Source organism: Mycobacterium hackensackense (assembly GCF_025822555.1).
In the GTDB taxonomy this organism is placed as follows: domain Bacteria; phylum Actinomycetota; class Actinomycetes; order Mycobacteriales; family Mycobacteriaceae; genus Mycobacterium; species Mycobacterium fluoranthenivorans.
Window position 1 is genome coordinate 152,107 of record NZ_JACKUC010000053.1, and the last position, 12,931, is coordinate 165,037.

The following is a 12,931-nucleotide window of genomic DNA, read 5'->3' on the forward strand; positions in this document are numbered from 1 at the left end:
CAGAGCGCTAATCTGGGTGTATGCCGCGTGCGTGCGGCTGGCTCCCGCAGTCGATGGACCGCCCACACCGGTTTTTTGCGAGTCGGGACAACGCCCTGCGGGCGGCGCGCAGCTTTCCTGTTGGTGTGCGCGGCAGTGGAGTGGTGTGGGGGGTTCCGCGTTGTCCGCGTAACTAGCTGGGAGGGCGGTTGACGATGCCGACACCGAATGCGCGTAAGCAGGCTGCACGCGAGTACCAACGGAGGCACGGTGTGTCCTACACCGCGGCGTTGCGGGCGGTTGGTCGCGAGGCGCCCGAGGTTGTGGTTGTGCAACGGGACGATTGTCGTGAAGTTGATGAGGCCTTTCTTGACGCGCTCGGAGTGGGGGCCGTCGATACATTTGATCCGGCCGACGGATGGGGGCGTAATGCCCGTGATGCTGCGCTTCGTGTACCGGTCGGGATGCTGGCTGATGGGTCAGAAGAGGTTGTCTCAGTTGAATTCTCGGCTGCAAGTGCCGTGTGGTTTGTTGCGGGAGTAGCGGGCACCGGTAAGAGTGTCGCGCTGGAGGCTTTGGCGTTGGCCATGTGTGCCCTCTACCCGCCCGGCAGGGTTAGGCTGGCGTTCCTCGACCTCAAAGGTGCGACTTTTGAGCAGTGTGCGGAGCTTCCGCACGTCGTGTGCTCGCTACAACGGCAATTGGGTGACCCGCCGTTTTTGAACGCAACAGATTTTTGTTCCGCGGTGGGCGCCGAGGTCGACCGCCGCGCGGCTCTGCGGCTTGAAAAGCTCAGGGCAGAAGCTGACTTCGTGGTGTTGATCGATGCGTTCGACGAGCTCGTCTTGTTCAATCCAGAGGTCATCGCGCTTTATGCCCGTCTCGTCACAGAGGGTCCTGCGCTTGGCGTGCGTGTTGTCGTCGCAAGCATGCGGCACGAGGTCTATCGGGATGAGCTGATACCTCTGCGCCACGATGCAGCGGTGGTCTTCCGTTCTTTTCCGGCGGCGAGCGCCGCGCTACTCGGCGGTGTGGAGGCGACGACGCTGCCCCTCAGGGCGCAGGCCTACCTGAGGGACGCGGTGAGTGGGTTGACCGGCCCGGTGCGGATGTTCTACGCGGCGCCTGTTGCTTCGATCTTGAGTCAGCGCATCCGCGGAAGATGAGTGGCTGCGGGCCAACTGCATTATCTGTAGGTCGATATGGGGTGTATCCGACTGTGTCCCACGACGCTGGTCTTGCTCAGAGGAATCGTGGGGAACAGAGTTATCTGGAGGAGTGCGCCCGACGTTGACCGCCGAGATAAGTCGCGATTTGCTGGCGTACAGGAGTCGCATCGCGTGCGACGATCGGGGCGTGAAGCTGACCTCCTATGTACTCCTGTGGTCTCGCCCGGGCATGGATGAAGCCATGAGCGCGTATGAAGATTCAGTGCTGGCGCTGGTGACCGAGCATGGGGGGACTGTGTTGCAGCGTGCCCGCAGCGATGGTCAAGAGGACCGTCCTCTAGAGATTCAGTTGTATGAGTGGCCATCCGAGGCTGCAAGGGATGCCTACATGTCGGATCCCCGGAGGACAGCCCTTTCTGCGGAACGTGATCGCGTGATCGCGCGGACCGAAATAATCCCGGTGCAAATCGTCTGAGTCCCTGCGAATACGGCCGGCGTGCCGGTCCGGGCCGGCTCTAGAGATGACCTCCTGAACGGCTCGTTTAGCTTTACCCGGCGAATTTCGCACGCAAAACCTACACCCACTTCGCACCTGCGGCCGAAACCGGCGACGGCGCTGGATAGCGGAGCTCCGCGGTGTGATCGTTGGACACATGTTCCCGACGTCGAATGCTGTGGCCGCACGTGCCCTCAAGTGGATTGACAAGGGCGACTTACAGATAAGCCGGTAAAAAGGTCGTTACCTTGGCGGGGGTCAAGTGCTCGAGGAGCCGTCCAGCGGCCAGACGAGCACGCCAGCGGCCGAACGAAAGTGCGTTTGAGTTAAATCGTGAGATAGCCGAGTCGCTGCGCGGCGGCGGCGATGCGGGTCGCCACCCCCGGGTGAGCGAGGGGAAGCGAAAGCGTTGGGCGCGTAGGCATTGCGGTGATTGCAGGGGTGAACAGGGCGATGCAGGGTTGGCCGGCGAACCGGCTGTTGTAGCGCAGGCCGTCGAGGTCGGGGAAGGCCTCGGTGATGCGTCTGGCCCAGCGTTGGGTAATGGAGTGCGGCCCGGTGGAGAGGGCGAAGGTGCCGCCGGCTCGGGTGGGCCAGGCACCGGTGCTGTCGGCGGCGAGGTCGAGCAGCGCAAGGGCGCGGGTGAACCGCACTGCGGTGAGGTAGGGGTCGCCGCGGAACCGGTCAATGGTGCGGTCGGCCTGAAAGGCTTCGGCCAGCGCGGACAACGGCTCCGAAGCGGCGTACCAGACGCCGATCCCGTCATGGTGGCGAGCCGGTGGGGGGTGGGGGTCGAACCGCAGGTGCGGTCCGTGCTCGCGGAAGGCGTTCCAGCCCAGCACGAAGGTGCCGGTGGTGCGGTGGACCCTCCACCAGGTCTCGTCGGTGGCAACGGTGCGCAGTTCCTCGTCGCGGACGCCGATGGCGCGAAGCTCGTCGGTCGGTGGCGGCCCGGGTAGGCGAGCAGTCATGTTGCGTACCAGTCGACGGCGTCGGCCGCGGCGACAGCCTGGTCGACATCGCCGCCAGCGCGCAGCCATTCGATCGGGGTCATAGGGCGGCCGTGGACGAGGTCGGGCTGCGGGGTGCGCAGGAAGCCTGCTACCGCCACGGGGTGCAGATCATCGGGGAGGGCTTTGAGGACTCGGTCGAGGCCGCGGACCTGGCGGGTGGGGCCGCCATCGTCTGCGGTTTCGAACTGCAGAACGGGGAACAGCCAAGTCTGCCCGTCGGGGATGGCCCACAGCTCACCGGCGAGGCGCTTCTGTCGTACGCGGGAGGCGCTGATGCCCAGTCCCTGGGCGACGTCATCGGCGGTGAATGCGGTGACCGCGAGGTGGGCGGTGTGTCCGGCGATCTCGGTGCCGGCGACGATGAAGGCGTCGCGGTCCTCGGGGAAGTCGGCGTCGTCGAGCAGGCGGGCCTCTGCTTCGCTGAGGGATGCTGCCCATGGGCGCGATGCCGGCAGGTATTTCAGGGCGGCGACGAAGTCGTCGGGGCTGATCTCGAAACGGTCGCGCAAGAGTTGTTCGAGTTCGTTTGAGACGGACATCGGGCCCTCCTTTAACGGGTATTAACACCATTCTATCAACGTTAGGGGGTCGATGTCGAGGCTGGTCCGCCCGAACTTCCGACGTCGACAGAGAGGCCAATAAGGTTGCGACGTGGCTGTATAAAGCATGTATCTGTGCCGGAAGGGAGCGCCACGTGCGACTAGAGGTCCCGCGTGACATCGCGATCCGGATGCTGGCTGCGGTGGCGCAGTCGCCAACAGAGCGCGAGCAGGCGCGCCTGAGTCAGCTCAGCGACGGTGAGCTCGCCGTCGAGATGGCGGAGCCGGGTACAGCGCGTTCGCTGGCGACCCTATCCCGAGAGCTTGTCTCCTCATGTCTAGACGAGTCGGGCCCGAGGTCCAGTTAAGGCGCGCGGAACGCCGAAGTCAGCCCAAGGTGCGGTGGCAGAAGTCGGGGTCGAATCCGGATTTGCGGATGTCGTCGTCGAAGTCGCCGCGGCGGAAGCGGTCGAGGTTGGCGCGGAACGCGTCCATGAGATCGCCGAATCGCATTGCGTGCATGGCGGATTCCACGCGTTGCAGGGTCCAGCCGGGGGTGGTCATGATGTTGGCGAGGTCGTAGAAGTCGCGGCCGCGGGCGGCGTCGGCGATGGCGGCGCCCTTGCCGGCGACGACGTCGTCGAAGATCAGTCGTAGACCACCACCGGGGCGTTGCTCGGGGTCTTGTGAGCGGCCGTAGTAGACGAGCTGCACGATGACTGGGTGACCGGTTCCGGCGTCGACGCGGATCTGCTTGTCCATGTCTTGGTCTGCGACGAGCGCTGCGTTCCAATGGTTTTCGTGGCAGACCTGTAGGACGCGTGCGCAGGCCGCGGTGAACGCGTCGACGTCCCAGCGGTCGTTGAAGGCGTCGATGTCATCGGTTTCGCGGGACACGACGTCGTAGTCGATGAGTGCTGACCCGCCGGCGAGGGCGAAGCCGAATTCGGCGATCGCGGCCAGAATGGTGTCTTGGATGCGGATTCGGTCGTTCACGGTGGTGGCCTCGTCTCGTAGGTTGGGGTGCAGGGTTTCCCAGGCGCGGCGTACGCGGGTCGGCAGCGATAAGTGGTGCCACGCGGCGGTGAGGGTGTCGCGATTGATCCACTGCGTGAAGTCGTGGGTGCTGCTGGCGGTGGTGAGGGCCGAGGAGTAGAACAGCTCGCGGTCAGCGGGGTTGGCGAAGTCGAGGGTGCCGGGCTGCCAGTACAGGTGCACGGGTGGGTCGTGGTGGCCGCTGGTGGGGCCGGTGAGCATGTTCAGGTCGGCGGGAACGTAGACGTCGGGCTGGTAGCGCGGTGTCCATGAGGGTCGCAACCGGTAGATGCCGTCGAGGTGTGGCGGGTCGACGGGTTCGGGTGTCGCGGTCAGGACGGTCCGGAAGGGTTGTGCGTGGATGGCGGCGATCTCTGCGGGTGGCGATGGGGAGTGCCAGACTGCGCGCGCACAGGTCGCGGTGTCGACGGGCAGGCCGAGTCGACGTTGGGCCGATGCTGCGGCTACGTGTACGGCCTCCTCGTCGAGAGCGTCACCGACGATGAGGACCTCGACGGCAGTGGGGAAGGTCCCGTTGTATCCGGCATCGCGCTGCGCCCAGGAGCCATAGATGATGACCGCGGCCGCGCGGAGGCCTGCGAACTCCTCGGCGATGATCTGGGCGGGGCCGAAAGTGACGGTAAGCAGTGCCGTCAGTGGGGCCGCGGCGGGGTGCTCACGGTTGGCGCGTAGAAGTCGCGCTCGGCCGCAGCGGCGGCTGGTCAGCAGCCCTGCCTGTTCGAGGCGTTCGGCTTCTCGGTGCAACGTGGTCAGGGGGATATCGAGGGCTCGAGCGAGTTCGGTCATGGGGATCTCTGCGTCGGTGAGGAACAGGCGGTTGAGTAGGCCAGCCTGATGCGAAGAACGGAATATCGGCAACAACGCCGGCGCAACACTTCGCATAGATGGAATATACCGGGCCTTCGGAGGCAAATCCGTGCTCCAGGCCCGTCGAGGGATCCGGAATAATGGCAACGATGCGGCCCGGCCACCACCACCTCTCGTCTGCGGCGGATAGTGGCGGACCGACCGCTGAACCACCCGCGGTCCAGTGGGACGCTGCCTTGGCCGCGCGCTTTCCCAACGAGAGCCATGAGGAATGCCGCGTCACGATCAGCAACGATCGCACGACGATCACCTGCAGCGACATGCACTGCACCCGGTGCGGTCGCCGGGCTCACGCCGTCGGACACCGAGACTGTTGACGGCCGAAGTAGACCGGCCATGTTTGCTACCGTGGCCGCAGGAGCCGTGACAGAGAGTTGTGGGGGTCTGGTGACTTCGTCTGAGCGCATCGCAATGCAGCCCGAGGCCGTTGCCGCCGCGGCCGGCCACCTGCACGGGTGCCACGAAGAGATGACCCGCCGCCACGAAGGCGCGCAGACTGTCGCTGCGGCCGCCAACCCTGGCCTGATCGGCGATTCCGCCGCAGCCTTTGCCCTCAAGACCACCGGCTGGTCGGATTTCAGCTCGCAAGTGTCATCGCTGATCGCCGCGCACGCCGAGGTCCTGCATCAAGCCGCGCGTGCTGTGCCTGCGACGGACCGTGGATCGGCCAGGCGGATCGACCGCGCATCGGCGCCCCGCCTCCAGCTATAGACCGCGGGTCTCTCCGCTGCCAGGGTGGTGAGCCTCGTAGTGGAACAGGCGTCGGTGCACCGTCGGCATCGACGAGGCCCGATCATGAGCACTCCGGTAGCTGAGGTTGGCGCATAGGTCCGTAGCGTTGGGGCGGCGTTGCCGAAGAATGGCGGCCTTGGCCCGCGGACTGTAGCGAGTGGCCCGCGCCGTCGACGTCGGAAACGCCTCCGCTCCCCGACTATTCCGGCATCCTGCTCGGCACTGAAACAACCGCTCACCCGCGGGCAGGCGAGCCTTGCTGGCATGTGACCGCACCTTTCTCGGCAGCGCTTAGGCGCCGCGGTGGTTGGGGATGTTTGCTGAAAAAGAAGCGCCCAGCTGACCAGTTGTTATCCTCATCGCCGGGCGGGTCTTCGCGGCCCGGGAGCCCGTTGCGATGCAGGGCATGACGGCAGCGCCGAGGGGGTGCGGTTAACCGGTGGGGATCACCTTGGAGGATGTGCAGCGGTGGGAGCCGTCGTCCATCCGGGACGTTTTCCGCGCGGCGACCGAGCACGGCGCGGCAGCCCAGGAGGCTGCCGACACGCTGACCGCTGTGATGAAGGCCGTTCCCTGGGACAGCGCGGCTGCTGACGCGGCCCGCGCCGGGGCGGGGAAGGTCGCGCTCGACCTGCGTACGCATGCGCGGGAGTGCGAGCTGGTCGCCCGAGCCGCGGCCGCGGCAGAGGAACAGGTTGCGGCTGTCAAGCGGGAATGGGAGGACATCACCCTCTACGCGGCCGAGAAGCACCTCGATATCGATTTGGCCACCGGTGCTGTCACTTTCGAGCTGGCCGGATTGACGCAGGACCAGCTCAAGGAACGTCAGGCCGCCCAACGCGAGGCGCGCGACCGAATTCATCGGATGATGCTCAAAGCCGTTGCCGCCGACCAGGAATTGGCGACCGCGATCAAGGTGGCTTCGGGTCAGGAGTCGGTCACCGATGCCGAGCGGGACTTGGCTGCTCGCGGAGTGCCGTCCGCGGAATCTGTGGTGCGAGCCGCCACCGGTGCCGACCCGTCTGGTGACGCACCGCGCTCCCTGACCGACATGCTCCTGCCGGCCGGCGGGCCAACTGGGGGGCCGGACCAGCCTGCGGATCTGCAAGACCTCCTCCTCGGCCCGGGCGCGCCGGACCCCAAGGCCAAGCCTGGCGATCAACCGGCCAACCTCTCCGGTGCGCTCGACCAGGTCGCAGGGGCCCACGTACCTGAAGCGTCGGCGGGCAAGCCTGGCGATCAACCGGCCAACCTCTCCGGTGCGCTCGACCAGTTGGCCGGCGCTCCGGTTCCCGACCACGCGACGCCGATGGTGATGCCGGCGAAGGACGTTGAGGCGTTCAAGGCCGCGGCGCGGCCGATTCTGGCCAGTCAGGGCGTACCAGCCGACCAGATCGAGTCGCGGCTGTCGCAGATGGTCGCGCACGCAGAGGCGCAGGGCATCAACCCGTTCTATCGCCCGCCGGAGCCGGGCCGGATGCCGGCACCCGGGTTCGGCGAGGGATTCGGTGACGCGTGGCGCAACTCCGAGCAGAGCATCAAGAACCTCTTGGGCCAAGGCGGGCCCGGGGCGCCGGGTGTACTGGACTCCTGGAAGGAGGTGGCCCAGGGCCTCCAACAGACGATGACCAACCCGGTGGGTACCGCGGTCGACCAGGTCCAGCATGCGCTCGACTCGCCCAGCGCGGCGTACTTCGCTGGGGAGAAGACGTTCGACCTCTCTGCCGCTGCAGCGACCGCACCGTTCGGTGGCGAAGGCGCTGCCATCCGCGCCGGCTTACCCGCCGAACTGGTCACCGAAGGCGGGGCGCCCCTGGCTGTCATGCGCGGCTGGGACCCGCTGGGCGGCATGCCCGCACAGGAATTCCAGAACCTCTTCGGAACTCCAGGGGCCCGCAACTGGCCCGACAACGACGGCTTCCCACCCGGCTACGTTCCCCAACCCGCCCAACTACCCGAAGGCACGATCATCGACAGATTCGGCTCCGAGTACGGGCAGTACCTATCGCCGGATGGCACCCCCTACAGCGACCGAGCGATCACCCCGGAGACCGTCGGTGGTCAGTACAACCGCTACATGGTCACCGGGGCACCTATGCCCCCAGGGTGGCGCATCGTCGAAGGGCCGGTGCAACCGTGGTTCGGACAGACACCTTCCCCCGGATCGATTCAATACATGGTCGTAGGTCCCGAAGGGACGAGGATCTCGGTGAACGACCTACTCGAGAAGGGAATCATCGAACGTGCCGGACCACCCCTTGGACGCTAGATCAGCCGAACTGCAAACCGAGATCGACCGCTGCGCAGCGCGGCTGGGAATCACACCCATACCCGTCGGGATGCGAACCAACGATGGCCTCAACGTCTTCGTTGACGACAGCGGTACCTACCACTTCGCGTTCTACGAGCGCGGTCAGCTTGGCTTCGACCAGACAGGCACGCTCGAAGATGCCCTGTACTGGTACTGCCAGAGCGGTGTCACCGACAAGGCGTCCTACATCGCCGACCGCAAGGAGCGCTTCCGTTACGAGTACGACGTCCTCAGCGGCTTGAGTCCGGAGTGGGCGAAACGGCGGGTGAGGGAATTGGCCGCCAAGTTCCGCCAATGGGAGCCGGGCGTGGCGCGACCAGACGACCTGAACCTGCTTCCCGATATCGGCGAACCCCTCTGATCGCCGGCCGCGCCGCCGGATGATCGCGTTGCCAGCACCGGAGGTGGGCAGTCGGGGGAGGCGGCTCGGGGCGTGTGGTTGTCCTTCACGGTGCGTCCGGCGCGTCCGGCGCGGTCGCCGGCGGTACGGCAACCGTCGCCGGGTCGACGGCGTCTCTGAGGCCCTTCCAGCTCGTGTGGCGCAGCCATCGTCCGTGGACGTACTCCCGGTAAGCGACCTCCCCGACCAGTCTGGCCTGAACCCACACGGCGCCCGGCACCGCGGGTGCAGAGACAACCGGCGGATCCGTGCTGCGAATCGGATCGAGCAGCTCGAACAGGTGACGTCGCATCGACGCGCTGAACCCGGTGCCGACCTGGCCGACCGCGACCAGATCCCCGTGATCGTTATGACCGGCCAGGAGCAGAGAACCCACGCTGCGGGCGCCACCCGGGCCGCTCCCATGCCAGAAGGCAACGATGAGCAGCTGCGCAGTCGATCGCACGGGATGCTTGGTCCACAACGTCGTGCGCCCCGAAACGTAAGGTGAATCAACACGTTTCACGACGACGCCCTCCATGCCGTGCTGGCTCGCTATGTCCAGCATGTCTGCCGGCGACACCTGCACGAACGATTGCGGGACGGTCAGCACGGGTGAGGTGAGGCCGTCGGTCAGCTCGGTGAGGATGGCGCGTCGCTCGGAATAGGGCAGGCCGGTCAAGGGCCGGCTATCGAGAGAAACGACGTCGAAGGCGAACACACGAACGGGCACTTCACGCAGCAGGGTCGGGGTGGGCCTCCGATGCTGCGGCCATCGGCGCTGTAGCCGGGTGAACGACGGCCGGCCCTGCGCATCGACGGCAACGATCTCCCCGTCGAGGATGACGCGGCGCCCGCCCAACGCGTCGCCGATGGCCGCCAACTCGGGGAACGTCCGCGACACGTCGGCGCCGTTGCGCGACACGATCCACGTCCCGGCGGCGTCGACCACTACAGCCGTGCGCTGGCCGTCATATTTCCATTCCACAGCCACGCCGGCGCTGCTGGAAGGCACCGGCCGCAAGGTGGCCAACATGGGTTCCGGCGACCCGTGGCGCGCCCCGGCGGCATGAACGGCCACGCCATGACGGTACGCCCGCTGCGCACCCTCGGCGACGAATAGTGCCGTCCGAAACGCGTCGGTCCAGTGGCCATGGGAAAGACGGCCATCGGCTGCCCGCCGCCTCCTCACTGCGAATTGTGCCCTTCGAAACGCGTCGGTCCGTGTGGCGCGTGCCGCCAATTGATAGGTAAGCGTCATGGGAAACATCGTTTTCGACCCCGACGCGTTGCGTCGCGGTGCAGGCACATTGATGACTCTGGCGGCGCAGCTGCGCTCCGACCCTGGGGCGAGGGACGCCGTCGTCGCCGACGTGGTGGCGCAGCTGCGTGAGCTGGCCGCCGATCGGGTCAGCGCGACGCAGGTGGCCCTGGGCAACGCCGCAGACACGTTCGAAGCGAACGCCGCGGTAACACCCGAGTCGATCGAGGACTTCGCGCGGCGTCTGCAGGCTGTGGCCGCCAACCAGGACGCCGCCATCGCCTCGGCCAACGCACGATTCACCTTCTGACGGCACCACCCACCTCGCCACGTCCGACCACCCCGACTGGAGCGACACATGTCAGAGCACGACTACCCGATCGAGGTGCAGCTGCAGTCGGCCCACCACCCGCAGACCTTGTCGGTGACCGGCCGCAAAGACGACTGGCCGCAGCTGCTGAATCAGGCCCAGGAACTTGCCCGCAGCACGTGGCGACCCGACTTGACCGTCGTCGACAACGGCTACCCACTCGCGGCGCTATGCCGACCCGGCGACGAACCGGACGCACACCTGCTCGACGGGCGACAGTACGCGTACTGCACCGCGTGGCGTGCCGACGCGAACTAATCCGCTGAGACAGCACCATCAACCGGGAGGTGTACCCCATGTCAAATCTTGAAATACACGCCAGTACAACGGGCTACGACGACGCAGAGGCGATCGCGGCGATGCTGGACCTAGCCGCCACCGCAGTCCGACAAGCCGGCGGAGACGCCGTCGACCTCACCGACCAAACGACCACGGTCAACCATGGCTCCGATCCCCAACAGGTCTACTGGTCGATGCACTTCGGCGCCTGACCATCCCTCCGCTACCAACGCTTCCTCGACGCGATAGAGATATGAGCGCCTCCAGTAACGACCCCGGACACGAGATCATCGATCTCGATCGTGCCGACGTGGCTGTTGAAGCGGATTCGCCACGCGCACGGTGCAGCTGCGGAGTACGGCGTACGGTGTTGCGCCACAACGCGGTATCGCCGTGCCCGGGCCGAGCGATGGCCAGGCTCAAAGAGGCACACCCTGAGGAGTACGCGCGCTACCTGCGCGAAGCGAAAGCCGAAGCATTGGCCGAGTTTGAAATCAAGTGGCGGCGGCACCTCGCCGGTGACCACAGCCAACGATAGGAGTGCCGGCATGCCAGACCCACAGTCCCGCGTGTGGTGGATGTCCGTGGCTCTTACCACGCAAGCCGTACGCGATCGCGTCAAGACTCAGACCAGACGCGATGGATGGCTACGGTTGCAGGCAGGGGATCAGCTGGCGCTGTGCCCCAAGTACCGGGGTGTCCGCCGCGCCGACCGCGAGCTGATCGTCATCGTCGACGTCGTCGGTGTGCGTCGAGAACCGCTCGAAGCAATCTCGCCAGCAGACGTGGTCGCCGAAGGGTTCCCCGGACTGACGCCGGCCGAGTTCGTCGACTTCTTCTGCAGCACCCACCGCGGGGTCGAGCCCAGCACCGAGATCACCCGGATCGAATGGTCCTACCCGAGAGTATGCCGCGGCTGCGGATGCACCGAGTATGCGGCCTGCGCCGGACTCACAGGACCGTGCAGTTGGGCCCGCACGTATGACGACAACACGGGCCAGTGCAGCGAGTGCGCTCTCTGGGCAGTCGACCAAGCCTCCCAGAACCTCGCCAACGGCCTGTGGCGCCTCGTCGACCAATCGGCACCGGTAAAGGCGGTCGTAAGTGAAAAGGGCTGAGCCGCAAAATATGTCGACTGGTGACCTGGTGGCCGAGCACGACCGGCTCGTACGCGACATCGGTACCTACCTCGACGATGCCAAGCATGACCGCCTGGAAGCCGTCGCCGGTGTGATCGCCGAGCGAGCGCACGCCGGTGATCCTGCGGCCGTGGACTACGGTCTATACCTCTGAGACCGCGCGCATTTTGCAATGCCTGGCCGGGCCAGTGTCGCTCGTTGCGGCAGGCCGAGGCCCGCCAGACGCGGCAGACGCGCCTGGCCGTCCGGGCAGCTGCCGCGATGCGGTTGGTAGTCCCCGGTAGTGGGCGAGAAATGCGGGCCGGTTGGGCGTCGGCTACCGAGTTGAGCCGACCCGGACAGTTACCGTTCGCTACATAGGACAGATCCACCAAGAACTGACAGATCGGACCAATCAGTGGACTTCACAACGGAAGCGAAGCGGGAGCTGTGCCGTCTGGTGTTCAAGTCGCCTGAGACACGGGTCGCCGAACTCGCTGCGCTCTTGAGGTTCGTCGACGGAGTCCGCCTGTCGGGATCGCGGGTGACCCTATCCGCCCACGTCGACCTCGATCTGACCGCGCTCCGCGTGCAGCGCAGTCTGTCGGAGCTCTATGGCTACCGCGCTACGGTGCACCATCACCTGGCACCGGGCGCAGCTTCGGGGTACGTGGTGCGTGTCGATCGCGACGTCTCGAAGATGGCCGCTCACACGGGGCTGCTCACCCCGGAGGGTGAATTGGTCAGCGGACTGCCCGCCCACTTGCTCGGCGGGAACGTGGCAGGCGTGGAATCGCTTTGGCGTGGTGCGTTTCTCGGATCCGGTGAACTGATCTCCAACCGGCGCAGCAGTGGGGGCGTGCGGGTGCCCTGTCCGGGTATCGAATCCGCGGTAGCCCTGGTCGGCGCCGCCCGCAGGTTGGGCGTGCGGGCCAAGACACACGACAGTCGCACGGAGGGGATCAGCGTCGTCGTTCGCGAGGATGAGGACATCGCCGCGCTGCTGGCATCGTTTGGGGCCTCCGCGACGCTGGCGGCATGGGAGGATCGTCGGTCGCGCAGGGCACAGTACGTCGCGTCAGGGTCGGGCCGGCAGTTCGGAAGCGCGAACCGTCTTCGCTCAGAGGCGGCAGCGGCGGCGACTGCGGCTGAGGTCGAACACGCATTGGCGGTGCTCGGCGATGACGCGCCAGCTCAGTTGGCGCAGGCTGGGCGGCTGCGCATCGAACATCGCCTCGTCTCCCTCGAACAGCTCGCGCAACTGGCCGACCCGCCCACTACCAAGGATGCGATCGCAGGCAGGATTCGTCGCCTGATCCGGCTCGCCGAGAGGCGCTCGACGAGCGAGTCGGCCTAGCAGCC

15 protein-coding genes are annotated in these 12,931 nt (G+C 66.3%); 11 read left to right on the top strand and 4 right to left on the bottom strand.

From position 1 onward, the window contains the following. Window positions 1-251 precede the first annotated feature (251 nt). Together H7J86_RS32625 and H7J86_RS32630 are read left to right on the top strand one after the other, a co-directional pair. Window positions 252-1,145 carry an FtsK/SpoIIIE domain-containing protein gene (locus tag H7J86_RS32625; protein ID WP_267296148.1) on the top strand — a complete coding sequence of 298 codons (894 nt, stop codon included), beginning with the start codon at window positions 252-254 and terminating at the stop codon, window positions 1,143-1,145. A gap of 190 nt (window positions 1,146-1,335) precedes the next feature. Then, window positions 1,336-1,623: a DUF1330 domain-containing protein gene (locus H7J86_RS32630; protein ID WP_267296150.1), complete on the top strand. Its 288-nt coding sequence runs from the start codon at window positions 1,336-1,338 to the stop codon at window positions 1,621-1,623. A gap of 347 nt (window positions 1,624-1,970) precedes the next feature. Here the strand turns inward: H7J86_RS32630 and H7J86_RS32635 are convergent, their stop codons facing one another. From H7J86_RS32635 to H7J86_RS32645, 3 genes are all read right to left on the bottom strand, one after another. Next, on the bottom strand, window positions 1,971-2,615 hold the full coding sequence (locus tag H7J86_RS32635; protein WP_267296152.1) for an RES family NAD+ phosphorylase: 645 nt from the start codon (window positions 2,613-2,615) through the stop codon (window positions 1,971-1,973). Further along, the gene (locus H7J86_RS32640) at window positions 2,612-3,196 is read right to left on the bottom strand and encodes a helix-turn-helix domain-containing protein (protein ID WP_267296154.1); all 585 of its coding nucleotides are present in this window, start codon (window positions 3,194-3,196) and stop codon (window positions 2,612-2,614) included. Before H7J86_RS32640 ends, H7J86_RS32635 begins: the two co-directional genes overlap by 4 nt. Before the next feature lie 387 nt (window positions 3,197-3,583). Beyond that, entirely contained in the window at window positions 3,584-5,038 is a 1,455-nt protein-coding gene (locus H7J86_RS32645; RefSeq protein ID WP_267296156.1) for a hypothetical protein, read from the bottom strand. A 417-nt stretch (window positions 5,039-5,455) separates the two neighbouring features. Here H7J86_RS32645 and H7J86_RS32650 point away from each other — a divergent pair, with 417 nt between their 5' ends. From H7J86_RS32650 to H7J86_RS32660, 3 genes are all read left to right on the top strand, one after another. Further along, window positions 5,456-5,830, top strand: a complete 375-nt coding sequence (locus H7J86_RS32650; protein ID WP_267296158.1) for a hypothetical protein — start codon at window positions 5,456-5,458, stop codon at window positions 5,828-5,830. A gap of 460 nt (window positions 5,831-6,290) precedes the next feature. Then, the gene (locus tag H7J86_RS32655; RefSeq protein ID WP_267296160.1) at window positions 6,291-8,120 is read left to right on the top strand and encodes a TNT domain-containing protein; all 1,830 of its coding nucleotides are present in this window, start codon (window positions 6,291-6,293) and stop codon (window positions 8,118-8,120) included. Between the two features lie 58 nt (window positions 8,121-8,178). Next, complete coding sequence (locus H7J86_RS32660) at window positions 8,179-8,523, top strand: Imm63 family immunity protein (protein WP_308204892.1); 345 nt, start codon at window positions 8,179-8,181, stop codon at window positions 8,521-8,523. 85 nt (window positions 8,524-8,608) lie between these two features. On the opposite strand, the gene H7J86_RS32665 is transcribed toward H7J86_RS32660, so the two are convergent. Further along, on the bottom strand, window positions 8,609-9,802 hold the full coding sequence (locus H7J86_RS32665) for an ATP-dependent DNA ligase (protein ID WP_308204891.1): 1,194 nt from the start codon (window positions 9,800-9,802) through the stop codon (window positions 8,609-8,611). Between H7J86_RS32665 and H7J86_RS32670 the strand changes: the two genes are divergently transcribed. The 6 genes from H7J86_RS32670 to whiA all read left to right on the top strand — a co-directional run bounded on the left by H7J86_RS32670 (window position 9,801) and on the right by whiA (window position 12,926). Further along, entirely contained in the window at window positions 9,801-10,112 is a 312-nt protein-coding gene (locus tag H7J86_RS32670; protein WP_267296164.1) for a PE family protein, read from the top strand. The two genes, H7J86_RS32665 and H7J86_RS32670, sit on opposite strands and share 2 nt — an antisense overlap. 48 nt (window positions 10,113-10,160) lie before the next feature. After that, a complete protein-coding gene (locus H7J86_RS32675; protein WP_267296166.1) occupies window positions 10,161-10,430 on the top strand; it encodes a hypothetical protein in 270 nt (89 codons plus the stop codon). Window positions 10,431-10,468: 38 nt separating this feature from the next. Further along, window positions 10,469-10,663, top strand: coding sequence for a hypothetical protein (locus tag H7J86_RS32680; protein WP_267296168.1), 195 nt, complete (start codon window positions 10,469-10,471; stop codon window positions 10,661-10,663). Between the two features lie 366 nt (window positions 10,664-11,029). After that, window positions 11,030-11,569, top strand: coding sequence for an ASCH domain-containing protein (locus H7J86_RS32685; protein ID WP_267296170.1), 540 nt, complete (start codon window positions 11,030-11,032; stop codon window positions 11,567-11,569). Between the two features lie 10 nt (window positions 11,570-11,579). After that, window positions 11,580-11,744, top strand: a complete 165-nt coding sequence (locus H7J86_RS32690; RefSeq protein ID WP_267296172.1) for a hypothetical protein — start codon at window positions 11,580-11,582, stop codon at window positions 11,742-11,744. Window positions 11,745-11,987: 243 nt separating this feature from the next. Beyond that, window positions 11,988-12,926, top strand: a complete 939-nt coding sequence (gene whiA, locus H7J86_RS32695) for a DNA-binding protein WhiA (protein ID WP_267296174.1) — start codon at window positions 11,988-11,990, stop codon at window positions 12,924-12,926. Window positions 12,927-12,931: the final 5 nt, after the last annotated feature.